21 protein-coding genes are annotated in these 21,730 nt (G+C 73.0%); 14 read left to right on the forward strand and 7 right to left on the reverse strand.

The genetic code is table 11. The features are described 5' to 3' along the window. Positions 1-105: 105 nt before the first annotated feature. From ACIBTU_RS14080 to ACIBTU_RS14090, 3 genes are all read left to right on the forward strand, one after another. Positions 106-1,629 (forward strand): FMN-binding glutamate synthase family protein, encoded by a 1,524-nt coding sequence (locus tag ACIBTU_RS14080; protein ID WP_399126337.1) that lies wholly within the window; start codon positions 106-108, stop codon positions 1,627-1,629. 577 nt (positions 1,630-2,206) lie between these two features. Further along, complete coding sequence (locus ACIBTU_RS14085) at positions 2,207-2,923, forward strand: hypothetical protein (RefSeq protein WP_399126338.1); 717 nt, start codon at positions 2,207-2,209, stop codon at positions 2,921-2,923. A gap of 151 nt (positions 2,924-3,074) precedes the next feature. Continuing rightward, positions 3,075-3,764 (forward strand): class F sortase, encoded by a 690-nt coding sequence (locus ACIBTU_RS14090; protein WP_399126339.1) that lies wholly within the window; start codon positions 3,075-3,077, stop codon positions 3,762-3,764. 41 nt (positions 3,765-3,805) lie between these two features. Here ACIBTU_RS14090 and ACIBTU_RS14095 read toward each other — a convergent pair whose 3' ends face one another. Continuing rightward, a complete protein-coding gene (locus ACIBTU_RS14095; protein ID WP_399126340.1) occupies positions 3,806-5,776 on the reverse strand; it encodes an FAD-dependent oxidoreductase in 1,971 nt (656 codons plus the stop codon). Positions 5,777-6,034: 258 nt separating this feature from the next. On the opposite strand from ACIBTU_RS14095, the gene ACIBTU_RS14100 reads away from it, so the two are divergent. From ACIBTU_RS14100 to ACIBTU_RS14130, 7 genes are all read left to right on the forward strand, one after another. Continuing rightward, the gene (locus ACIBTU_RS14100; RefSeq protein WP_399126341.1) at positions 6,035-7,159 is read left to right on the forward strand and encodes a SchA/CurD-like domain-containing protein; all 1,125 of its coding nucleotides are present in this window, start codon (positions 6,035-6,037) and stop codon (positions 7,157-7,159) included. Between the two features lie 63 nt (positions 7,160-7,222). Then, a complete protein-coding gene (locus ACIBTU_RS14105) occupies positions 7,223-7,627 on the forward strand; it encodes a cupin domain-containing protein (RefSeq protein ID WP_399126342.1) in 405 nt (134 codons plus the stop codon). Then, positions 7,624-8,892 (forward strand): beta-ketoacyl-[acyl-carrier-protein] synthase family protein, encoded by a 1,269-nt coding sequence (locus tag ACIBTU_RS14110; protein WP_399126343.1) that lies wholly within the window; start codon positions 7,624-7,626, stop codon positions 8,890-8,892. The genes ACIBTU_RS14105 and ACIBTU_RS14110 overlap by 4 nt, the downstream gene beginning before the upstream one ends. Continuing rightward, complete coding sequence (locus ACIBTU_RS14115) at positions 8,889-10,136, forward strand: beta-ketoacyl synthase N-terminal-like domain-containing protein (protein ID WP_399126344.1); 1,248 nt, start codon at positions 8,889-8,891, stop codon at positions 10,134-10,136. Before ACIBTU_RS14110 ends, ACIBTU_RS14115 begins: the two co-directional genes overlap by 4 nt. A gap of 26 nt (positions 10,137-10,162) precedes the next feature. Beyond that, complete coding sequence (locus ACIBTU_RS14120; protein ID WP_399126345.1) at positions 10,163-10,423, forward strand: acyl carrier protein; 261 nt, start codon at positions 10,163-10,165, stop codon at positions 10,421-10,423. A gap of 1 nt (position 10,424) precedes the next feature. After that, a complete protein-coding gene (locus ACIBTU_RS14125) occupies positions 10,425-10,901 on the forward strand; it encodes an SRPBCC family protein (protein WP_399126346.1) in 477 nt (158 codons plus the stop codon). A 24-nt stretch (positions 10,902-10,925) separates the two neighbouring features. After that, the gene (locus tag ACIBTU_RS14130) at positions 10,926-11,258 is read left to right on the forward strand and encodes a TcmI family type II polyketide cyclase (protein ID WP_399126347.1); all 333 of its coding nucleotides are present in this window, start codon (positions 10,926-10,928) and stop codon (positions 11,256-11,258) included. 76 nt (positions 11,259-11,334) lie between these two features. Here the strand turns inward: ACIBTU_RS14130 and ACIBTU_RS14135 are convergent, their stop codons facing one another. From ACIBTU_RS14135 to ACIBTU_RS14155, 5 genes are all read right to left on the reverse strand, one after another. Continuing rightward, positions 11,335-12,381, reverse strand: a complete 1,047-nt coding sequence (locus ACIBTU_RS14135; RefSeq protein WP_399126348.1) for a methyltransferase — start codon at positions 12,379-12,381, stop codon at positions 11,335-11,337. 97 nt (positions 12,382-12,478) lie between these two features. Beyond that, positions 12,479-13,606 carry a nitrous oxide reductase family maturation protein NosD gene (locus ACIBTU_RS14140; RefSeq protein WP_399126349.1) on the reverse strand — a complete coding sequence of 376 codons (1,128 nt, stop codon included), beginning with the start codon at positions 13,604-13,606 and terminating at the stop codon, positions 12,479-12,481. Between the two features lie 81 nt (positions 13,607-13,687). Beyond that, the gene (locus ACIBTU_RS14145) at positions 13,688-14,512 is read right to left on the reverse strand and encodes an ABC transporter permease (protein WP_399126350.1); all 825 of its coding nucleotides are present in this window, start codon (positions 14,510-14,512) and stop codon (positions 13,688-13,690) included. Beyond that, on the reverse strand, positions 14,509-16,071 hold the full coding sequence (locus tag ACIBTU_RS14150; protein ID WP_399126351.1) for a hypothetical protein: 1,563 nt from the start codon (positions 16,069-16,071) through the stop codon (positions 14,509-14,511). Before ACIBTU_RS14150 ends, ACIBTU_RS14145 begins: the two co-directional genes overlap by 4 nt. Then, positions 16,068-17,024 carry an ATP-binding cassette domain-containing protein gene (locus ACIBTU_RS14155; RefSeq protein WP_399126352.1) on the reverse strand — a complete coding sequence of 319 codons (957 nt, stop codon included), beginning with the start codon at positions 17,022-17,024 and terminating at the stop codon, positions 16,068-16,070. Before ACIBTU_RS14155 ends, ACIBTU_RS14150 begins: the two co-directional genes overlap by 4 nt. A 148-nt stretch (positions 17,025-17,172) precedes the next feature. Here ACIBTU_RS14155 and ACIBTU_RS14160 point away from each other — a divergent pair, with 148 nt between their 5' ends. From ACIBTU_RS14160 to ACIBTU_RS14175, 4 genes are read left to right on the forward strand one after another with little or no spacing between them, the layout of a single operon-like run. Continuing rightward, on the forward strand, positions 17,173-18,420 hold the full coding sequence (locus ACIBTU_RS14160) for an ATP-binding protein (RefSeq protein ID WP_399126353.1): 1,248 nt from the start codon (positions 17,173-17,175) through the stop codon (positions 18,418-18,420). Beyond that, the gene (locus ACIBTU_RS14165) at positions 18,417-19,133 is read left to right on the forward strand and encodes a response regulator transcription factor (RefSeq protein WP_399126354.1); all 717 of its coding nucleotides are present in this window, start codon (positions 18,417-18,419) and stop codon (positions 19,131-19,133) included. Before ACIBTU_RS14160 ends, ACIBTU_RS14165 begins: the two co-directional genes overlap by 4 nt. 13 nt (positions 19,134-19,146) lie before the next feature. Next, the gene (pcaC, locus tag ACIBTU_RS14170; protein WP_399126355.1) at positions 19,147-20,436 is read left to right on the forward strand and encodes a 4-carboxymuconolactone decarboxylase; all 1,290 of its coding nucleotides are present in this window, start codon (positions 19,147-19,149) and stop codon (positions 20,434-20,436) included. Between the two features lie 17 nt (positions 20,437-20,453). Further along, on the forward strand, positions 20,454-21,095 hold the full coding sequence (locus ACIBTU_RS14175; RefSeq protein ID WP_399126356.1) for an MBL fold metallo-hydrolase: 642 nt from the start codon (positions 20,454-20,456) through the stop codon (positions 21,093-21,095). A 7-nt stretch (positions 21,096-21,102) separates the two neighbouring features. On the opposite strand, the gene ACIBTU_RS14180 is transcribed toward ACIBTU_RS14175, so the two are convergent. After that, positions 21,103-21,693, reverse strand: coding sequence for a hydrolase (locus tag ACIBTU_RS14180; RefSeq protein ID WP_399126357.1), 591 nt, complete (start codon positions 21,691-21,693; stop codon positions 21,103-21,105). Positions 21,694-21,730: the final 37 nt, after the last annotated feature.

Consider the following 21,730-nt stretch of genomic DNA (forward strand, 5'->3'; position numbering starts at 1 on the left):
CGGGGCCCGGCGCCCCGAACCGGCGCCCCTCGCGGAGCGTCTCCGCACATGGCCTCTACGATCGCCCGCGGGGGTCACGACGTCAGTCCAGGAGAGGAACCATTCATGCGTGCTCGGAGTATCGGTGCGGCGGCGGTCACGGCGGTGGCCCTCGTGGCGGCCCGGGACCTCGTCCAGAAGAAGCACGCGCTGCTCAGGAACTTCCCGGTGATCGGGCACGCCCGGTACCTCCTGGAGACGATCGGCCCCGAGCTGCGGCAGTACGTCGTGACCTCCAACGAGGAGGAGCGCCCCTTCAGCCGCGACCAGCGCACCTGGATCTACGCGTCGGCGAAGGAGGAGAACAACTACTTCGGCTTCGGCACCGACGTCGACGTGGAGCACATCCAGGGGCACGCGTACGTGAAGCAGCGCACCTTCGCCGGGCCGCTGCCCGACCTGCACGACCCGCAGGCCCCGCTGCCCTCGGCCAAGGTCCTCGGCGGGCCCCGCGGCCGCGCCAAGGCGTTCCGCCCCGCCAGCGTCGTCAACATCTCCGCGATGAGCTTCGGCTCGCTCTCCGGCGCCGCCATCACCGCGCTCAACAAGGGCGCCGCGCTCGCCGGCACGATGCAGAACACGGGCGAGGGCGGCCTCTCCCCGTACCACCGGAGCGGGGGTGACCTGATTCTCCAGATCGGCACCTCGTACTTCGGCTGCCGCGACGAGAACGGCATGTTCGACCTCGACAAGCTGAAGGAGGTCGTCGCGGGCGCCCCGGTCAAGGCGATCGAGATCAAGCTGTCGCAGGGCGCCAAGCCCGGCCTCGGCGGCATGCTGCCCGGCGCCAAGGTGACCCCCGAGATCGCGGCCATACGCGGTATCCCGGCCGGCAAGGACTGCGCGTCCCCGTCCCGGCACACCGCCTTCCACGACGTCGACTCGATGCTCGACTTCGTGGAACGGATCGCGGACGCGACCGGTCTGCCGGTCGGCATCAAGAGCGCGGTCGGCGAGATGGACTTCTGGCAGGAGCTCGCCACGCTGATGTCGAGCGGCGACCGCGGCGTCGACTTCGTGACGATCGACGGCGGCGAGGGCGGCACCGGCGCGGCCCCGCTCATCTTCACGGACTCGGTGTCGCTGCCCTTCCGCATGGGCTTCTCCCGCGTCTACAGCACCTTCGCCGAGCGCGGCCTGACCGACTCCGTCACCTTCATCGGCTCAGGCAAGCTCGGCCTGCCCGAGAACGCCGCCGTCGCCTTCGCCCTCGGCGTCGACATGATCAACGTGGGACGCGAGGCGATGCTGTCCATCGGCTGCATCCAGGCCCAGAAGTGCCACACCGACAAGTGCCCCACCGGTATCGCCACCCAGGACCCCTGGCTGGTGCGCGGCGTCGACCCCGCCTCGAAGTCCACCCGGGCCGCCGTCTACCTGCGCACCCTGCGCAAGGAACTCCTCAAGGTCTCGGGCGCCGTCGGCGTCGCCCACCCCTCGCTCATCACCGCGAACGACATCGAGATCATGAACGGCGACTACGACGCCCGCACCCTCGCGAGCGTCTACGGATACAAGGACGGCTGGGGCGAACTCGGCGAGGACCTCGCCGACGAGATCACCACGCTGCTCACCGGACAGGAGAAGTAGGACCGAACGACGCACCTGGTGCTCGACCCGCCGCGCGACGGGTCGAGCCGCGGTGGCCGGGGGAGGGCCGGGTCTCCACCACGCGCGTCTTGCGTCACCTCGGTCCTGGTCGGGGCCGAGGGCTGTTACGCCTGACGGGGGATCCTTCCGGGCCGCCTCGAGCTGCTCCCCCGCCGCCAAGTAGCCCTGGTCCGGGCCCAGTTGACGCCTGGCCAGGTGGTGGTCGTGGCGCGTCGCCTTCTCGGCCCTCCTGCGGACGGATCGTCAGCGACCGGGAGTGTGGCCGGGCGTTCGGGGGACGGGCCGCGCGCAGTCGTGTCGCCGCCGATCGGGTTGTACGCGCGGCGCGCCGCGGATCGCGTACGCGTTCTCACACGCCGTTAAATGCCAGCTCAGGGCGGGTGGCTGGGCCGGGACCGGCCGAGGGGTGGCACCCGGCGCAAGGCCCCGGTGGGGTGATCCGGGTGGACGGCTCGAGTGGTGCGCGGGTCAGGTCTGGCTGACGGTGATCACGCCGGGGCTGGTCGACAGCTGACAAGGGGTCAGCGGCCTGGCCGCGGCGGAAGGAATTCCGACGATGCGTTCTGCCCGCATTCTTCTCGCCACGGCGACGGCCACGGCCGCTCTCGCCATCGCCGCGCCCGGCGCCTTCGCCGCCTCCGGGGGCGACTGGAACAACAACGACGACTCTTCCTACAGCAAGGAGCACGGCAAGGACAGCGACCACGGCAAGCCGAGCGGCGGGATGCACACCGGTGGCGGTGCGCTGACGGCCGACAAGCCCGACGACTGGACGAAGGACAAGGAGAAGGGCGGCTCGGAGTCCGGCGGCGACGAGCGCAAGGACTGGGGCGGCGAGGAGGAGCACGGCAAGCCGAGCGGCGGGATGCACACCGGCGGCGGTGCGCTGACGGCGGACAAGCCGGACGACTGGACGAAGGACAAGGAGAAGGGCGGCTCGGAGTCCGGCGGCGACGAGCGTAAGGACTGGGGCGGCGAGGAGGAGCACGGCAAGCCGAGCGGTGGGATGCACACCGGCGGTGGCGCGCTGACGGCGGACAAGCCGGACGACTGGACGAAGGACAAGGAGAAGTACGACCCGGAGACGTACAAGAACGACAGCGACAGCGAGTCCTGGGGTGGCTCCGACCACGAGAAGCCGACCGGTGGCATGCACACCGGTGGCGGCGCGCTCGCCAACCCGGGTGTCACGGCCGGCGGTCTGGCGGTCCTGGGTGTCGCCGCGGCCGGACTGTTCGCGATGCGCCGCAAGAGCGCGTCCGACGCGTCCTGACCGGTGCCTGTCATAGCGGCCGGGGCCGCCGCCTGAACCTCGCGCGGCGGCCCGGCTGGCCCTTCGCTTCTCCCCCTCCCGGCAGTGCCGGGCACGTTCCTCCCGCTTCTCTTGCTCCTCCGCTCCGCTCGTTCCCTTGAGGTGGTCTCTGATGGCAGCCCGGTCGCCTTCCTCCGCTGAGCCCGATCCCGAGCCGCCCGCGAACGGGTCCCGTCCCGGCGTGTGGGCCGCCTGGGCCCTCGGCCTGCTCGTCCTCGCGGTGAGCCTGTTCGGCGGTCATGACGAACCGTCCGGACCCTCGGTCACGACCGGTTCCCCCGCGACACACGCCCCGTCCTCGGCGACGCACGCACCGCCCTCGGCGGCCCCCCGCGCCCTCGGAAAACACCTGCCGCGGGCCCGGCCGAAGCGGCTGCTCATCCCGAAGATCGGCGTCGACGCCCCCTTCACCGGCCTCTCCATCGGCCCCACCGGCCAGCTGCAACCCCCGCCCGCCGACGACACGAACCTGGTCGGCTGGCAGGCCGACGGAGTGTCACCGGGCGAGGTGGGCACGGCGATCATCGCCGGGCACGTCGACACGAAGACGTCCCCCGCGGTGTTCGCGGGACTCAGCGACCTGAAGAAGGGCGACCGGTTCACCGTGAAGCGGTCCGACCGGCGGACCGCCTCCTTCGTCGTGGACAGCGTCGAGACCTTCGCGAAGGACGACTTCCCCGACAAGCGCGTGTACGCGGACACCCCGCAGGCCCAGGTCCGGCTGATCACCTGTGCGGGGGACTACGACCGCTCGGTACGGGACTACACCGACAACCTCGTCGTCTTCGCCCACCTCGTCTGAGCCGGCCGGACCCTCGGGCGCGGACCCTCGGGCGCGGGCCCTCAGGCGCGGGCCAGGATCGCGGTGAGCGCCTCCCGCAGTGCCGACTCCGGGTCCGCGACCGATCCTTCGGACCGCCACGCGACGAATCCGTCCGGGCGGACCAGCACCGCACCGTCCCCGCCGACGCCGTGCGCCTCGGCCCAGTCCGTGTCGGACGCGGGCGACAGCTCGGCCGCGGGACCGGTGCCGATCCGGTAGGAGTCCAGCGGTACGGACATCGCCGCCGCGAGACGCCCCGCCGCGGTGTGCCAGCCGGCGCCGCTGCCCTCCGAGCTGAGGAGCACCAGCGACCGCTCGTACAGGTCGAGGGTGGAGATCCGGTCCCCGGCGCGGTCCAGCCACACGTGCGGGGCGCGGCTTCCGGGCTCGCCGGTCAGCCGTACGCCGTCCGGCACGACCGGGGTCGCCGGGTCGGTCCCGAGGACGGCTCCGCGCGGGTAGCGGTAGGCGAGCGCCACGTTGAGGATCCCGCCCTTCTTGCCACCCGGACCGCCACCGGGTCCGCCGGGACCGCCACCCGAGCCACCGGGTGCGCCGCCGGGACCACCGGGGCTGCCACCGGGACCGCCGGGGCTGCCACCCGGGCCACCGGGACCGCTACCGGGACCGCCAGGACCGCCGCCCGGCCCGCCGGGGCTGCCACTCGGACCACCGGGTCCGCCACCGGGACCACCAGGACCGCTACCGGGACCACCAGGTCCGCCACTCGGGCCACCGGAGCCGCCAGGACCGCCACCGGGACCGCCACTCGGGCCACCGGAGCCGCCTGAGCCGCCAGGCCCGCCGCCGGGTCCGCCCGGACCGCCGGCCTCCGGGCCGGGCGTGTAGCCGGGATGGCTGTGTTCGACCGAGCGCGAGGAAGCCCGCGCGCTCGTCGCCTCCGCGACGGGCCGCCGCTCCGCGTCGTAGGTCTCCAGCAGGCCGGGCCCGGCCCAGCCGCCCAGCACGGCGGCCAGCTTCCACGCGAGGTTGTGCGCGTCCTGGATACCGGTGTTGGAGCCGAACGCCCCGGTGGGCGACATCTCGTGGGCCGAGTCACCGGCGAGGAACACCCGCCGCTCCCCGTACCGCTCGGCGACCCGCTCGGCGGCGTGCCACGCGGCCCGGCCGGTGATCTCCACGTCGAGGTCCGGCACCCCGACGGCCCGCCGGATGTGCGCGACGCACCGCTCGTCCGTGAACTCCTCCAGCGTCTCGCCGTGTTCGGGGTGCCAGGGAGCGTGGAAGACCCAGTGCTCGCGGTTGTCGACGGGCAGCAGCGCGCCGTCCGCCTCCGGGTCGGTGAGGTAGCACACGATGAAGCGCCGGTCGCCCACGACGTCGGCGAGGCCGCGCGAGGTGAACGTGACGCTCACGTTGTGGAACAGGTCGCCGGGGCCGCTCTGCCCGATGCCGAGGTGCTCACGGACCGGGCTGCGCGGCCCGTCCGCCGCGACCAGGTAGTCCGCGCGGACGGTCGTGTGCTCGCCGGTGTCCCGCGCCTTGAGCCGCGCGGTCACCCCCTCGGCGTCCTGCTCGAACGACATCAGCTCCGTGCCGAACCGCAGATCGCCGCCCAGCTCCCGCGCGCTGTCGAGCAGCACCGGCTCCAGGTCGTTCTGGCTGCACAGGCACCAGCTGCCCGGGCTGAAGCGGGCGAGCCCGCCCCCGGGGTCGATCTCCTTGAACAGCCACTCGCCGGCGTCACCCACGAGCGTCGGGGTCTGGAGGATTCCGTGGTTGCCGGCCAGGACCGACGCGGCCTCCTCGATGCGCTCCCGCACCCCGGCCACGCGGAACAACTCCATCGTGCGCACGTTGTTGCCGCGCCCGCGCGGATGGATCGACGTGCCCGAATGGCGTTCGACGAGCAGATGCGGGACGCCCAGGCGTCCCAGGAACAGGGAGGTCGACAGGCCCACGAGGGAGCCGCCGACGATGAGTACGGGTGTGTGCTGCACGGCCTCGGGGGCCTCGTGCGAACGGGTCATGTGACTGCCTCCAGCGTCACCTGCGACATGAGTGAGGGATGTCGCCCACATTGCACGCCGCGCTGTACCACTTCGCGCGTCGGAAGCACCTGCCGGGCACCTAATTCACCCGACCGGACCGTGCGGTTCGCGCGAGGTCGGGACCCGCGTCGACGATCGGCTCATGGCGACCGCGCTGTTTCGGACGCGACGGTCGCACCAGACCCTCGACGAAGAGTCGCACCAGACCCTCGACGAAAAAGAGAGAGGCGTGCCGGTATGTCCATCTCAGGACGCATATCGCAGTCGGCGTTCGACGGCTCCAGGCTGCGGGTGATCCTCCTGCTCGACCTGTACGAAGGAGCCCAGCAGCAGTTCCTCGACGCGTACGAGCACATGCGCAACCAGGTCGCTTCGGTCCCCGGTCACCTCAGTGACCAGCTCTGCCAGTCGATCGAGAACCCCTCGCAGTGGCTCATCACCAGCGAGTGGGAGAGCGCCCCGCCGTTCCTCGCCTGGGTGAACAGCGAGGAGCACGTCGAGACCGTCCGCCCGATGCACAGCTGCGTCCGGGACACCCGGTCGATGCGCTACAGCATCCTGCGCGAGACCACCCCCGCCGGGCCGACCACCCCCGAGCCGGCGGCGGCGACCACGCAGGCGAAGGCCCGGGTCGGCGACGGCGCGGCGCGCCACGCCCTCACGTTCACCGTCAAGCCGGGCTCCGAGTCGAAGGTCGCGGAGATCCTCGCGGCGTACCGCTCGCCCCAGGCCCAGGTCGACGACACCACGCGGCTGCGCCGCACCTCGCTCTTCATGCACGGCAACCGCGTCGTACGCGCCGTGGAAGTCGAGGGAGACCTCCTCGCGGCGCTGCGCCACGTCGCCCGCCAGCCGGAGATCCGGGCCGTCGAGGAAGCCGTCAACCCCTACCTGGAGCAGGACCGGGACCTGACCGACCCCGAGTCGGCGCGCGTCTTCTTCACCCGCGCCGCGCTCCCGGCCGTCCACCACGTCGTGTCCGACCGGCCGGCCCCCGAGGGCCTGAGCCGGCACGCGCTCCACTACCCGGCCAAGGAAGGCCGCGGGATGGACCTGGCCCGGCTGCTCGCCCTCCAGGACGCGGCCGCGGCCGACGACCCGGCGAGCCCCGTGTACGCGGCCACGGTCTTCCAGCGCGACGACACCGTGGTGCGCCTCATCGACATCACGGGCGAACTCGACTCCGACCCCGTGGCGTCCGTCGGCCTCAAGGGCCTGGAGGGGGACGGGGAGGCCGAGCGCCTCATCGACCTCGCCGCGATCGGTGTGGAGGGCTCCCTGCACACGGACCGGAACATCAACCGGCTCCTGTCGCACATCGACATGACGCCGGTCACCGACCGCAGCTCGGCCGGCTCCTGACGGACCCCGCCGGCGTCCGCGGGCCGGACCCGCGACGCCACCACCCCACCGGAGGTATCACGCATGATCAAGCATCCACGCATCGTGGACCTGAGCGAGACCGAGCCCAACCGCCGGCGCGGAGGTGACCTGCGGGCCATGCTCACCCCCGCCACGGTCGGCTCCACCAGCGGCTTCATGGGCCTCGCCCTGATCCAGCCCGGAGAGCGCATCGGCGAGCACTACCACCCGTACTCCGAGGAGTTCGTGTACGTCGTGCAGGGCGCCCTCGAGGTGGACCTGGACGGGGACACGCACGAGCTGCGGCCGGACCAGGGACTGCTGATCCCGATCGACGTGCGGCACCGCTTCCGCAACGTCGGCGACGTGGAGGCCCGCATGGTCTTCCACCTCGGCCCGCTCGCCCCGGAACCGCGCCTCGGCCACGTCGACACCGAGGAGCCCGAACCAAGCGAGGTCATAAGGTGACCCGGCGGGTGGCGGTCACCGGCATCGGGGTGGTCGCTCCCGGGGGGATCGGCGCCACGGCGTTCTGGGACCTCCTGTCCAACGGACGGACGGCGACCCGCGGCATCACGCTGTTCGACCCGGCGGGCCTGCGCTCACGGATCGCCGCCGAGTGCGACTGGGACCCGGACGCCCACGGCCTGCCCCTCGACGTGCGCGACCACACGGACCGGTACATCCAGTTCGCCGTCGCCGCCGCCGGAGAGGCCGTGCGCGACTCCGGGATCGACACCGGCCGCGAGGACCCCTGGCGGATCGGCGTCTCCCTCGGCAGCGCCATCGGCGGGACCACCCGCCTGGAGCACGACTACGTCCTCGTCAGCGACCGCGGCAAGCGCTGGGACGTGGACCACCGCGCGGCCGAACCGAAACTCCATCTGGCCTTCGCGCCGAGCACCCTCGCCGCGGTCGTCGCCGAACAGTTCGGCGCCCAGGGCCCCGTACAGACCGTCTCCACCGGCTGCACCTCCGGACTCGACGCGGTGGGCTACGCCTTCCACACCGTCCAGGAGGGCCGAGCCGACGTCTGCATCGCCGGTGCCTCGGACTCCCCGGTGTCACCGATCACCATGGCCTGCTTCGACGCGATCAGGGCGACCTCACCCAACAACGACGACCCCGAGCACGCCTCCAGACCCTTCGACGCGGACCGCAACGGCTTCGTCATGGGAGAGGGAGCGGCGGTCCTCGTCCTGGAGGAGGCCGAGCACGCCCGGGCGCGCGGCGCCCACGTGTACTGCGAGATCAGCGGCTACGCCACCTACGGCAACGCCTACCACATGACCGGTCTGACCAGCGAGGGCCGGGAGATGGCCCGGGCGATCGACACCGCCCTCGGGCAGGCCCGGCTCGACCCCACGCTGATCGACTACGTCAACGCCCATGGCTCCGGCACTCGGCAGAACGACCGGCACGAGACGGCCGCCGTCAAGCTGTCCCTGGGCGCCCACGCCTACGACACCCCGATGAGCTCCATCAAATCCATGGTGGGCCACTCCCTGGGCGCGATCGGCGCGATCGAGGTGGCCGCCTGCGTCCTCGCGCTCCAGCACCAGGTGGTGCCGCCCACCGCCAACTACGAGACGCCCGACCCCGAGTGCGACCTGGACTACGTACCGCGCACCGCCCGCCCCCGGAAGCTGAGGAACGTGCTCTCCGTCGGCAGCGGATTCGGCGGCTTCCAGTCGGCGGTGCTCCTGGCCGGGCCAGGTGGGAGGACACGATGAGCGGTCAGCGCCCCCGGCGGGCGGTCATCACCGGCATCGGTGTGATCGCGCCCAACGGACTGCACGCCGACGCGTACTGGAAATCCGTCCGGGAAGGCCTGTTCGTCCTGGACCGGATCACCCGCGAGGGCTGCGAGAACCTGCCGCTGCGCGTCGGCGGCGAGGTCCGCAGCTTCGACGCCGAGGACCGGATCGAGGAGCCGTTCCTGGTCCAGACGGACCGGTTCAGCCACTTCGCGATGGCCGCGGCCGCCCAGGCACTCGACGACGCGGGCATCGGCCGCGGCGCACCCGAGGACCCGTACTCCATCGGCGTGTTCACCGCCGCGGGGTCCGGCGGCGGCGAGTTCGGCCAGCGCGAACTGCAGAAACTGTGGGGCCAGGGCTCCAAGTTCGTCGGCCCCTACCAGTCCATCGCCTGGTTCTACGCGGCCAGCACCGGCCAGATCTCCATCTGGAGCGGCTTCAAGGGACCGTGCGGGGTCGTCGCGAGCGACGAGGCCGGCGGCCTGGACGCGATCGCGCACGCGGCCCGCGCCGTGCGGCGCGGCACCGAGGCCCTCGTCGTCGGCGCCACGGAGGCCCCGCTCGCCCCGTACTCGATGGTGTGCCAGCTCGGATACCCGGAGCTCAGCACCGCCGAGGAACCCGAACGCGCCTATCTGCCCTTCACCACGGCGGCGCGGGGGTTCTCGCCCGCCGAGGGCGGCGCCGTCCTCGTCGTGGAGGAGGAGAGCCGGGCCCGCGACCGGGACGCGCCGGTGCGCGCCGTCGTCGCCGGGCACGCCGCCACCTTCACGGGCGCGTCCCGGTGGGAGCGCTCCAGAGAGGGTCTCGCCCACGCGATCCGGGGCGCCCTCGACGAGGCCGGCTGCGCCCCCGAGGAGATCGACGTCGTGTTCGCCGACGCCCTCGGCGTCCCGGAGGCGGACCGCGCAGAGGCGCTGGCCCTCGCCGACGCCCTGGGCGCCCACGGCACCCGCGTCCCCGTCACGGCCCCCAAGAGCGGCATCGGGCGCGCCTACTGCGCGGCGTCCGTCCTGGACGTGACGGCGGCTGTGTACGCCCTGGAGCACGGCCAGATACCCCCCACGCCCAACGTGTTCGACATCTGCCACGACCTGGATCTGGTGATGTCCCGCGCTCGCCCCGCCGAGCTGCGCACGGCCCTGGTCCTCAGCCGGGGACTCATGGGCTCCAACGCGGCGCTCGTAGTGCGCCGCGGCGACGGATCCGCCCGGTAGCACCGGGCGGGAAGGAGAACACCCGCATGATCACCACCGAAGTCACCTACGACGAACTGGCCGGCCTGATGAAGAAGGCGGCCGGGATCACCGTCGACCCCCGGGAACTCGCGCAGGACCCCGACGCCCCCTTCGACGCGCGCGGCATCGACTCGCTCGGCCTGCTCGGCATCGTCGGCGAGATCGAGAACCGCTACGGCCGGTCCCTGCCTCCCGACTCGGAGCGCTGCAAGACGCCCCGCGCGTTCCTCGACCTCGTCAACAACGCCCTCAAGGCCGGAGCCTGACATGGCACACACCGAGAACAGCATCACCATCGACGCCCCTCTCGACCTCGTCTGGGAGATCACCAACGACATCGAGAACTGGCCGCGGCTCTTCAGCGAGTACGCGTCCCTCGACGTCCTCTCCCGCGACGGCGACACGACGACCTTCCGCCTGACCATGCACCCGGACGACAACGGGAAGGTCTGGAGCTGGATCTCGGAGCGGACCGTGAACCGCGCCGAGCGGACCGTGCGCGCCCGCCGCGTCGAGACCGGCCCCTTCGCCCACATGAACATCCGGTGGGACTACGCGCAGACCCCGGAGGGCACCCGCATGGACTGGGTGCAGGACTTCGCGATGAAGCCCGAGGCCCCCGTCGACGACTCCTGGATGACGGACAACATCAACCGGAACTCCGTCACGCAGATGGCCCTCATCCGCGACAAGATCGAGAAGGCCGCGCGGGAGCGCCAGAAGGCGTCCGTCACGCCGCGCTGACGGCCGGGCGAGGAAGGAAGACCGATGCACCACTCCCTGATCGTCGCCCGCATGGCGCCCGGTTCGGCGCCCGCGATCTCCGACGTGTTCGCCGCCTCCGACCGCGGTGAACTCCCGCACCTCATCGGTGTCGACCGGCGCAGCCTGTTCCAGTTCGGCGACGTGTACCTGCACCTCATCGAGTCCGAGCAGGACCCCGCGGCCGCCATCGCGAAGGCGGCCGGGCACCCCGAGTTCCGCAGTGTCAGCGAGCAGCTCTCGGCGTACGTCAGCGCGTACGACCCGACGACCTGGCGCAGCCCCAAGGACGCCATGGCGCACTGCTTCTACCGCTGGGAGCGGGGCGCCCCGTCCTGACCGGGCGCCGGGGAACGACACGAGGCCGCCGGCCACCGCGTGGGACGCGGGGCCGGCGGCCTCGGTTCGGGCCCGCTCAGGCGGGCACGGTGCACTCGAAGGCGTGGAGGTACGCGTTGACGGGGCGGATCTCACCGATCGCGAGCCCGGCGTCGGTCAGCCGCTCCACCATGCTCTGCCGGGTGTGCTTCGCGCCGCCGACGTTGAGGAGCAGCAGCAGGTCCATCGACGTCGTGAACTTCATCGACGGGGTGTCGTCCACGAGGTTCTCGATGACGACGACCCGGGCCCCGGGCCGCGCCGCCGCACGGACGTTGGCCAGCGTCCGGCGCGTGCTCTCGTCGTCCCACTCGAGGATGTTCTTGATGATGTAGACGTCCGCCTCCACCGGGATGGCCTCGCGGCAGTCCCCGGGGACGACGCGCACGCGGGAGGCGAGGGCGCCGCCCTCGCGCAGCCGCGGATCGGCGTTCTCGACGACGCCCGGCAGATCGAGCAGGGTGCCGTGCATCCCGGGGTGCTTCTCCAGTAGGCTGGCCACCACGTGCCCCTGACCGCCGCCGATGTCCGCGACCGAGGTCGCGTCCCGCAGGTCGAGGAGTTCGGCGACGTCCTGCGCCGACTGCCTGCTGGACGTCGTCATGGCCCGGTTGAACACGTGGGCCGACTCGGGGGCCTCGGTGTTGAGGTAGGTGAAGAACTCCCGGTCGTAGACGTCCTCGAAGACGTTCCGGCCGGAGCGCACCGCCTCGTCGAGCTTCGGCCACACGTTCCACGTCCACGGCTCGGTGCACCACAGGGCGATGTACCGCAGGCTGTGCGGATCGTCCTCGCGCAGCAGCCGGGACATCTCCGTGTGCGCGAACGTCCCGTCGGGGCGCTCGGCGAAGACGCCCTGGCTGGACAGCGCGCGCAGCAGCCGGCGCAGGGTGCGCGGCTGGGTCTTCACCGCCGCCGCCAGATCGTCCACGCTCATGGGGACGTCTTCCAGGGCGTCGGCGACACCCAGGCGGGCCGCCGCGCGGACGGCGGCGGCGCACGCCGCGCCGAATACGAGCTCCCTGAGCCGCATGGGTGGCGGGGGAGCGAGATCAGGCGCGGGTGCCGGATCGACGGTCGTCATGTGGTGCCTCGCTTCTGCCCGCGTGATGCGGCGCGTGATGGGGCTCGTGTCGGGGGTGGTGATGAGGGTGGGGACTTGTCCTGAGGAGCGGCACGGGTCAGCACAATCCGCCGGGCCGGGAGGTCGCGCACGTGTTGTCGCGGAAGGTGTTGCCCTCGCCGTCGTCCTGCACGGCCAGGTCGGCCGTGCCGTTGCGCACGACCACGTTGTCGCGGATCGCGTTGCGCTGGTTGAGGGCGTTCTTGAAGTTCTTGGCCAGCACGATGCCGCCCGACATGGGGGCCTCGCCCACGTTGTCCTCGACCCGGTTGCCCGCCACCAGGGAGTCCTCGACGCCGGTGAGGATGATCCCCGAACCCTGCAGATAGGGGAGCCGGGCGGTCTTCGCGCAGTACTTGTTGTTGGCGTGGACGTCGTTGGCCACCACGCGCAGTTCACCGGGGCGGGGCGTGTTCTCGTCGCCGACGAGGAACATCGCGGTGCAGTTGCCGGTCGCCTCGTTGTGGTCGACCGTCAGGTTCCGCAGCCGCCGCACCGTGAGGCCGATCCGGTTGTCCCGGAGGCGGTTGTGGCTGATCACCGCCCTGCGGGTGTCCACGGCCCCCTCCTCGGCGGAGACCGTGTTGGCGAGGAAGAGCCCGGCGTCGCCGTTGCCCGTCGCGGTGTTGCCGCGGAACACACCGCGCAGGGACCGCTCCTGGGCGATGCCCCACTGGCCGTTCTTCTCCGACGTCACCTTCTCGACCCTGAGCCGGTCGGTCCCCGTCGCCCACAGACCGGACTTGGAGAAGCCGCGCAGCGTCAGGGAGCGGACGGTGACGTTCTTGACGGGGTCGGCCTCGGTGCCGGTCACGCAGACGCCGTTGCCCGCCTTCGCGCAGGCGCTGTCGGCGGCGGACTTGTCGGAGGCGGCGGAGGTCTCGGAAGTGGCGGAGGTTTCGGAGGTTTCGGAGGTTTCGGAGGCGGCGGGGACGAGGACGGTGGACCGGGCTCCGGAGCCCTGCAGGGTCACGCCCGACACGCCGACGTCGACGCTCTCGTGGTAGGTGCCGGGGGCGAGGAGGACGACGTCCCCCGGCTTCGCGGAGTTCATGGCTTTCTGGATGGACTCGCCCGGTTTCACGTGGTGCACCGTCGGGGCGGCGGCGGCCGGTGAAGCGGCCCCCAGGCCCGACGCGACGGCGGCCGCGGCACAGGCGAGACCCACAATCTGTCGTTTGGTCACAAGCCGAAGCTATGAGCGGGTGTTCCGCCCTGCCACCGCTGTTCCCCCAGGCGGGCGCCGCTCCCGGACCGACGGGAGACCCTACGCGTCCCGCCCGCGCAGCAGCAGGCCGCCGGCCAGGAGCGCGGCCGCGGCCCACGCGGCGAGTACGCCCAGCCCAGCCCACGGTCCTATGGGCAGCTCGCGCACCTGGACCGTGGCCTGGACCGCGAGTCCGGCCGGCATGGGCGCGATCTGCTGAAGGCGGCGCTGCCACTCCGGGTCGCCGACCACCTGGGTGACGACCGGGAAGAGATAGAGCAACCCGAGCACGATCCCGATGCCCGCCGCGGCCTCCCGCACCGCCGCCGCCACACCGAGGGCGATCAGGGCGACGAGGGCGAGGTAGAGGACCGAACCGACGGCCGCGCGCAGGGTCGGACCGTCGGCCAGGGACAGCGGCGGATAGCCGTGCGCCTCGGTGAATCCGCTGCCGGGCAGCAGGAAGCGACCGGCGAGGAGGGAGCCGAGGACGGCGGCCGTCCCGGCGGCGAGGACGACCGCCGTGAGGACCGTCGCCTTCGCGGACAGCAGGGTGAGACGGCCCGGCACCGCCGTGAGCGAGGTGCGGATCATCCCGGTGCCGTACTCCCCGCTGACGGCCAGCACCGCGAGGACGGCGACGACCGCCTGCCCGACGGTGACACCGGTCAGGGCGAGCCGGACCGCGTCCCGCCCGCACCCCGTGTCCGGGCACTTCACGGCCCGGGCGGTGCCGCAGCCGACCGCCACCGTCAGCGCGACGGCGAGGAGCAGCGTCCGGCCCGTGTCCCCGGCGGTCCGCAGCTTCGTCCACTCCGCGCGCAGGGCGCGCCCGAAGTTCCCGTGCCCGGCGCCCGTGCGCCGGGCCGTGCCCCGGAGACTCATACGTCCCTCCCGCGCAGCCGCACCGCGGCCAGTCCGAAGGCGAGCGCGGCGTACCCGCACAGCACGGCCAGGCCCGCCCAGGGCGCCAGCGGGTGGTAGCCGGTCGACGGCTCGTACACGCTGAGCACCTGCGCGTACCGCGGCAGGGTCTGCTGGACGGCGAAACCCGCGGCGGGTGTCACCCGCAGCAGCCACTCCGAGACGCCCGCGGGCAGGACACCGGAGGTGCCGAGGAGAAAGGGCAGCACGAGCGACGCCACGACCAGCGCGACCGCCGTGCCGGCCCGCCGCAGCAGGGCCCCGGCGCCGAGCGCGAGCACGGCGGCGGCCGCGCACAGCAGACCGGTGCCGACCACGACGCGCACCTCGGTCGCCGACGTGACGGGGAAGACGTGGAACCCCCTGCCGCGCGCGCTGCGCTCCCCGACGGGGACGGTGATCGCCGCGGCCACCACGCCGACGACGAGGGCCACGCCCCCGGCCACGAGCGCCTTGGCGCCGAGGACCCGGATCCGCCGAGGGGTCGCCGCCACGGTCGTGCGCATCAGACCGCGCCGGTACTCGCCGGTGACGAACACCGCGGCCACGGCGATCACCACGACGAGTCCGGCGAAGGTGCCGACCAGGAAGTTCTCGACCGAGAAACCGGGTCCCATGACGGGCCCGCCGACGACCGGTGCGATGTCACCGGCCCCGGTCACGGTGAACCCTCCGCCGCCGGTCCGCGTGAACCCGCCCCCGGTGGAGTTCGTATAGCTGCCGGAGGTGCCCGCGTCGCCGCCCACCTGCGTGCCGCGCCACGCCCCCGGGGACCAGCCCCCGGTGAGGCTGGGACGGCCGAAGACGCCGGTGGCCACGGCGGGGCTGAAGCCCGTGCCCGCCGCGGTGTCCTGCTTCGCCTGCGGCGACGTCACGAACAGCCCGGCGCGAACGGTGCGCGCGAGCCCCGGCAGCTTCGCCCGGCCGACCTCGGTCCAGTCGGATCCGCCGGTGGAGACGGAGACGGAGGCCGTGAGCGTGTCGCCGGAGCGGACCAGGCGCAGCCGGCGCGGGGACTTCTCGGTGACCCGGCCGGACGGACCGGCCGTGTCGTGCGTGTAGTCGTACTGCAGACGCACGCCGTGCCCGCCGGTGGCCATCAGCGCCGCGTACGGGGATCCATGGTCCAGGCTCTCCTTCACGACGATCCCGGCCTTCGCCCAGGGCTGGACACCCCGGGTCGTCCGGCCGGTCCCGGTGTCGGCCACCCCGGTCAGCGACCGCAGGGGAACGGTGAGGGTGCCGTCGCCGGTGAGCGTCCGGTGCACGAAGTAGAAGCTGTCGTTGACGGCCTCGCCGCCGGGCCCCGTCGGGTACGCGGCGGCGCCGGAGCCGCCGGGGGAGGGGGCGGCCGTGGCGAGCAGGCCGACCACGACCGTCGCCAGGAGCGCCCCCGCCATGGCGAGGACCCAGCCGCGTACCGTACGGAACTTCGTCCACTCGGCGTGCAGCGTCCTGAGGAACCCGCCCCGGTCGCCGCGACGCGTGGCCGGAGGACGGGGAGTGAGGGTGGTCGTCATCGCGCGGCCCCCTCCGCCGGGACGCCCCGGTACTCCACCGCGTCCCGGGTCAGTTCCATGTACGCCTCCTCCAGCGTCGCCCGGTGCGCGGAGACCTGGGAGAACGGCACCCCGTCCCGGGCGAGCAGCGCCACGACCTCCTCGTCGGGCAGACCCGTGACACCGAGGGTGTCGGGGCCGGCGGCGAGCACGGCGCCGCCCGCGCCGCTCAGGACCCCGGCGGCGCGGGACACCGCGGAGGTGCGCACGGTGACACGGTCCCCGGACGCGCGGGCGAGCAGCTCGGACACAGCGGTGTCCGCGACGACCCGGCCGCGGCCGATCACCACGAGATGGTCCGCGGTGCCTTCCAGTTCGCTCATCAGGTGACTGGAGACCAGGACCGTGCGCCCCTGCCGGGCCAGCGACGACAGGAATCCGCGCATCCACACGATGCCGTCGGGGTCCAGGCCGTTGAACGGCTCGTCCAGCATGACCGCCGGGGGATCGCCGAGCAGCGCCGCCGCGATCCCCAGCCGCTGGCGCATGCCCAGCGAGAAGCCGCCGGCCTTGCGCCGGGCGGCCGCGCCCAGACCGGCCTGTTCGACGACCTCGTCCACGCGCCGGGCCGGTACGCCCTGGGAGTGGGCCAGCCACAGCAGGTGGTTGCGGGCGGTGCGGCCCGGCTGCAGCGCGGCGGCGTCGAGCAGCGCCCCCAGGTGCCGCAGCGGACGGCGCAGGCTGCGGTACGGCACCCCGCCGACCAGGGCCGTGCCCTCGTCGGCGGCGTCGAGGCCCAGGATCACGCGCATGGTGGTGGACTTGCCCGCGCCGTTCGGGCCGACGAAACCGGTCACCCGTCCGGGCCGCACGGTGAACGTCATCCCGTCCAGGGCCGGTTGCGCCCCGAAGCGTTTGCGCAGACCGACGACCTCGATCGTCGCCTTCGTACTCTCGTCGCTCTCGTCACTCATGGCCCCACCGTGGGACGGAGCGGCTTACAGGGGCCGAACGGCCGCTGTCATCCCGCTGTTAGGCACCTGCGCATAGCCTGGCCCGGCACGTGTCCCGCCGGTGTCCCGGTACGGGGACCGACGGGGTGGCGGGAGAGGGAGCATGCGGATGACATCGGGTGTGCCCGGACGGCTCGCGGGTCTGACCGCTCGGCTCGGCCTGCGCCGCGGCACGGCCCGCACCCGCTTCACCGCCCTGTACGTGGCCCTGTTCCTGCTGTCCGGAACGGCCCTGCTCGCCCTCGCGGCCGTGGTCGCCTCCGGCGGATCGAGCTCCAGCCGGACGGCCCCCGGCGGCGGCACCGACCGGCCCGCCACGGCCGCACAGGCCCACGACCGCATCGAGGTGCTGGAACGGCAGTTGGCCCAGGCGCAGGACACCCGGTCCCGGCAGCTCGTGATCGGCTCCGCCATCGCCCTGGGCGTCATGGCGGTGGTCTCCGTCGGCCTCGGCTGGTTCGTCGCCGGCCGGGTGCTGCGCCCGCTGCGCGTCATGACCGCGGCCACCCGCCGGATCACCGCCGACAGCCTCCACGAACGCCTGGCCGTCGACGGCCCCGGCGACGAGGTGAAGGACCTCGCCGACACCATCGACGACCTCCTCGGCCGCCTGGAGGGCTCCTTCGACGCCCAGCGCCGCTTCGTCGCCAACGCCTCCCACGAGCTGCGCACCCCGCTCACCACGATGCGGGCCTCCCTGGACGTGGCCCTCGCCAAACCGGGTCCCGTACCGGAGACGACGGCCACGCTCGCCGCCCGGATGCGCACCGAACTCGACCGGACGGACCGGCTGCTGGAGAGCCTTCTCGTCCTGGCACGCACCCAGCACGGCGCGTTCACCGACGCGGCGCGCCTCGCCCTCGGCGACGTCGCGCGGGCCGCTCTGACCGGCCGGGCGGAGGACCTCGCGGCCAAGGGCCTGACCGTCCGCGAGAACCGGATCGACGACGCCGCGTGGGTGTGGGCCAGCCGGGCACTCCTGCACCGCGTGGCCGACAACGTGATCGACAACGCGATCACGCACAACGACCCGGGAGGCTGGATCAGCGTGGCGGTACGGGCCGACAGGGACGGCGACGGCGAAGGTGACGGCGCGGACACGGTGTCGCTCGTCGTCGAGTCGGGCGGCCCGGTCCTCGACCCGCTGCGGGTGGCGGACCTCGCGCAGCCCTTCCGCCGCCTCGGCGCCGACCGGACCGGCAGCGGCCCGGGCAGCGGCCTCGGCCTGTCCATCGTCGCGGCCGTCGCCCGTGCCCACCACGGCACCCTCGACCTGCACGCCCGCGCCGAGGGCGGACTGAGCGTCACGGTCACTCTTCCCCGTACGCACGGCGCGGAGACGGGGGCGGCGCGGTGAGGGTCCTGGTCGTCGAGGACGCCCGCGCCCTGGCCGAGGTCGTCGCCGAGGGGCTGCGCGACCAGGGCATGGCCGTGGACGTGGCCCACGACGGGCTCGACGCCGCGGCCAAGCTGGACGGCACCGCGTACGACGTGGTCGTGCTCGACCGCGACCTGCCGGGCATCCACGGCGACACCCTCTGCCAGATGATCACCGAGCGGGACGACCGCGTGATGGTCCTGATGCTGACCGCCGCCGACACGCCCGGCGACCGCGTCAGCGGCCTGACCCTGGGCGCCGACGACTACCTGGCCAAGCCCTTCCACTTTCCCGAACTCGTCCTGCGCGTCCGCGCCCTGGCCCGCCGCCGCCCCGCCGCCAGGCCGCGCACCCTGAGCGCGGCGGGCGTCGCACTCGATCCGGTTCGCCGCACGGCCGACCGCGACGGTCACCGACTCGACCTCTCCGTCAAGGAGTTCGCGGTCCTCGAGGCGCTCCTGACCGCGAGCCCCGCCTTCCTCAGCGCGGAGAACCTCCTCGAACAGGTCTGGGACGAGCACGCCGACCCCTTCACCAACACGGTCGCGGTCACGGTCAGCCGCCTGCGCCGCAAACTCGGCGCACCTCCCGTCATCACCACACAGCCCGGCGTGGGCTACCGGATCGCCGATCCGGAGCGGGGCGAGGGCCGCCAGATCCACCCCGGCGACGGGTCGGGTCGCGGCGGATGAGAGGGTCGGGCGAGTGAGTGAGACACCGAAGAGCACGCTGCAATACCGCTTCGACGGACCGGAGGACGCCCCGGTCCTGATCCTGGGTCCCTCACTGGGCACCACCTGGCACATGTGGGACCGCCAGATCCCCGAGCTGGTCAAGCAGTGGCGGGTGTTCCGCTTCGACCTTCCCGGACACGGCGGCGCCCCCGCGTACCCCGTCGACTCCGTCGGGGACCTCGCCGCCCGGCTGCTCGCCACGCTCGACGAGGTCGGCGTGCAGCGCTTCGGCTACGCGGGCTGTTCGCTGGGCGGCGCGATCGGCGCCGAACTGGCCCTGCGGAACCCGCAGCGCGTCGCGTCCCTCGCCCTGATCGCGGCCTCGCCCCGCTTCGGCACCGCCGACGAGTTCCGCCAGCGCGGCGTCATCGTGCGCAGCAACGGCCTGGACCCCATCGCCCGTACGTCGCCCGAGCGCTGGTTCACCTCCGGCTTCGCGGCCGCCCAGCCCGCCATCACGGACTGGGCCGTGCAGATGGTCCGGACGACCGACCCGGGCTGCTACATCGCCGCGTGCGAGGCCCTCGCCGCGTTCGACATCCGCGCCGAGCTCGGCGCCATCGGTGTCCCCACGCTCGTCCTCGTCGGCTCGGAGGACCAGGTGACGGGGCCGGCCGAGGCCCGCACCCTCGTCGCCGGGATACCGGACGCCCGCCTCGCCGTCGTGCCCGGCGCCTCGCACCTGGCCCCGGTGGAGCAGCCCGCCGCCGTCACCGATCTCCTGGTCCGGCACTTCTCCACGGCCTGGCAGCCCGCCCAGGACACGGGCCAGCACGCCATCCCCGCGCCGCCCGTCAAGCCGGTCCTGGCCCCGCCCGCGCCGACCGGGCCCGTCGCCGAGATCGCCCCGGCCGCGCAGCAGCCCGAGGCGGCCGTCCGGCCCGACCCGCACGACACGGGCCTCAAGGTGCGCCGCGAGGTGCTCGGCGACGCGCACGTCGACGGCGCGCTGGCCGAGGCGGACGACTTCTCCGGCGAGTTCCAGGAGTTCATGACGCGCTACGCGTGGGGCGAGATCTGGTCCCGCCCGGGACTCGACCGCCGGATGCGCTCCTCGGTGACGCTGACGGCCCTCGTCGCGGGCGGCCACCTCGACGAGCTGGCCTTCCACACCCGCGCCGCCCTGCGCAACGGCCTGACCGCCGACGAGATCAAGGAGATCCTGATGCAGACGGCCGTCTACTGCGGCGTGCCCGCGGCGAACTCCGCGTTCAAGGTCGCCCAGCGTGTCATCCGCGAGGAGACCACACCGCAGGAATGACCGAGCAGGATGGGACCATGACGCTCACCTTCCAGAAGCTGTCCCACGCCTGCGTCCGCCTCGAGAAGGACGGACAGGTCCTCGTCGTCGACCCGGGCGGGTTCTCCGAGCAGGACGCGGCGGTCGGCGCCGACGCGATCCTCGTGACCCACGAGCACCCGGACCACTTCGACGAGGCCCGGCTGCGCGCCGGGCTGGAGGCCCGCCCCGGCGCGGAGATCTGGACCCTGCGCTCCGTCGCGGACCGGCTCTCCGCCGCCTTCCCCGGCCGCGTCCACACCGTCGGACACGGCGACACGTTCACCGCCGCCGGCTTCGACGTCCAGGTCCACGGCGAACTGCACGCCGTGATCCACCCGGACATCCCGCGCATCACGAACGTCGGCTACCTCCTCGACGGCGGCACGGTCTTCCACCCCGGCGACGCGCTCACCGTCCCCGACCGGCCCGTCGAGACGCTGATGCTCCCGGTCATGGCGCCCTGGAACAAGATCTCCGAAGTGATCGACTACGTACGCGAGGTGAAGCCGAGCCGCGCCTACGACATCCACGACGCGCTCCTGACCGACCTGGCGCGCCCGATCTACGACAACCAGATCGGCGCGCTCGGCGGCACCCGGCATCTGCGCCTGACGCCGGGCGACACCGTCCGGCTGTGACCCGGCGTCAGCGCGCGAGCAGCTCCAGCACCTCGTCCGTCGTGACCGGCTCCGCGATGCGCGGGTAGATCTTGCCGAAGGTGTGGGCGTGGGACGCGGCGTCGGTGTCGGTCGTCGCGTCCTCGACCAGCAGCAGGTGGTAGCTCAGCTCGAAGGCCGAGCGCGCGGTGGACTCCACGCCGATCGACGTCGAGATGCCGCCGAGCACCAACTGCGTCACCCCGCGCCGGCGCAGCTGCAGATCCAGCTCCGTACCGGTGAAGGCGCCCCAGTGCCGCTTGGTGATCACGATGTCGTCGCCGAGCGGGCCCAGCTCGTCGGGGAACGCGGCGAACTCCGCGGGCGGGGCCTGGGTGAGGCCCGGCGTCGCGGCCCGGCTCACCGGCAGGTCGCCGCCGTCCGGTGACCAGGCGACCCGCACCCGGACGACCGGCAGGCCCCGGGCACGGAACGCGTCGGCGAGCCGCGCCGCGTTCTTGAGCACCGTGTCCGCGGCGTGCGGGGCGGTCGGCAGGCCGAGAATGCCCTGCTGGAGGTCGATGAGGACGAGGGCGGGGCGCTCGTCCAGGGTCGCGGCGGGGAGGCTGCTGTCACTCATATTTCGACAGGCTACCTGTCGAAAAGGCCGTTGTCGT

The organism is Streptomyces sp. NPDC050145 (assembly GCF_044460245.1).
Lineage (GTDB): Bacteria > Actinomycetota > Actinomycetes > Streptomycetales > Streptomycetaceae > Streptomyces.

Bases quoted from the DNA above. Each gene is read 5' to 3' on its own strand.
- ACIBTU_RS14080 (WP_399126337.1), top strand. From the start codon at position 106: ATGCGTGCTCGGAGTATCGGTGCGGCGGCGGTCACGGCGGTGGCCCTC.
- ACIBTU_RS14085 (WP_399126338.1), top strand. From the start codon at position 2,207: ATGCGTTCTGCCCGCATTCTTCTCGCCACGGCGACGGCCACGGCCGCT.
- ACIBTU_RS14090 (WP_399126339.1), top strand. From the start codon at position 3,075: ATGGCAGCCCGGTCGCCTTCCTCCGCTGAGCCCGATCCCGAGCCGCCC.
- ACIBTU_RS14095 (WP_399126340.1), bottom strand. From the start codon at position 5,776: ATGACCCGTTCGCACGAGGCCCCCGAGGCCGTGCAGCACACACCCGTA.
- ACIBTU_RS14100 (WP_399126341.1), top strand. From the start codon at position 6,035: ATGTCCATCTCAGGACGCATATCGCAGTCGGCGTTCGACGGCTCCAGG.
- ACIBTU_RS14105 (WP_399126342.1), top strand. From the start codon at position 7,223: ATGATCAAGCATCCACGCATCGTGGACCTGAGCGAGACCGAGCCCAAC.
- ACIBTU_RS14115 (WP_399126344.1), top strand. From the start codon at position 8,889: ATGAGCGGTCAGCGCCCCCGGCGGGCGGTCATCACCGGCATCGGTGTG.
- ACIBTU_RS14120 (WP_399126345.1), top strand. From the start codon at position 10,163: ATGATCACCACCGAAGTCACCTACGACGAACTGGCCGGCCTGATGAAG.
- ACIBTU_RS14125 (WP_399126346.1), top strand. From the start codon at position 10,425: ATGGCACACACCGAGAACAGCATCACCATCGACGCCCCTCTCGACCTC.
- ACIBTU_RS14130 (WP_399126347.1), top strand. From the start codon at position 10,926: ATGCACCACTCCCTGATCGTCGCCCGCATGGCGCCCGGTTCGGCGCCC.
- ACIBTU_RS14135 (WP_399126348.1), bottom strand. From the start codon at position 12,381: ATGACGACCGTCGATCCGGCACCCGCGCCTGATCTCGCTCCCCCGCCA.
- ACIBTU_RS14145 (WP_399126350.1), bottom strand. From the start codon at position 14,512: ATGAGTCTCCGGGGCACGGCCCGGCGCACGGGCGCCGGGCACGGGAAC.
- ACIBTU_RS14150 (WP_399126351.1), bottom strand. From the start codon at position 16,071: ATGACGACCACCCTCACTCCCCGTCCTCCGGCCACGCGTCGCGGCGAC.
- ACIBTU_RS14155 (WP_399126352.1), bottom strand. From the start codon at position 17,024: ATGAGTGACGAGAGCGACGAGAGTACGAAGGCGACGATCGAGGTCGTC.
- ACIBTU_RS14160 (WP_399126353.1), top strand. From the start codon at position 17,173: ATGACATCGGGTGTGCCCGGACGGCTCGCGGGTCTGACCGCTCGGCTC.
- ACIBTU_RS14175 (WP_399126356.1), top strand. From the start codon at position 20,454: ATGACGCTCACCTTCCAGAAGCTGTCCCACGCCTGCGTCCGCCTCGAG.
- ACIBTU_RS14180 (WP_399126357.1), bottom strand. From the start codon at position 21,693: ATGAGTGACAGCAGCCTCCCCGCCGCGACCCTGGACGAGCGCCCCGCC.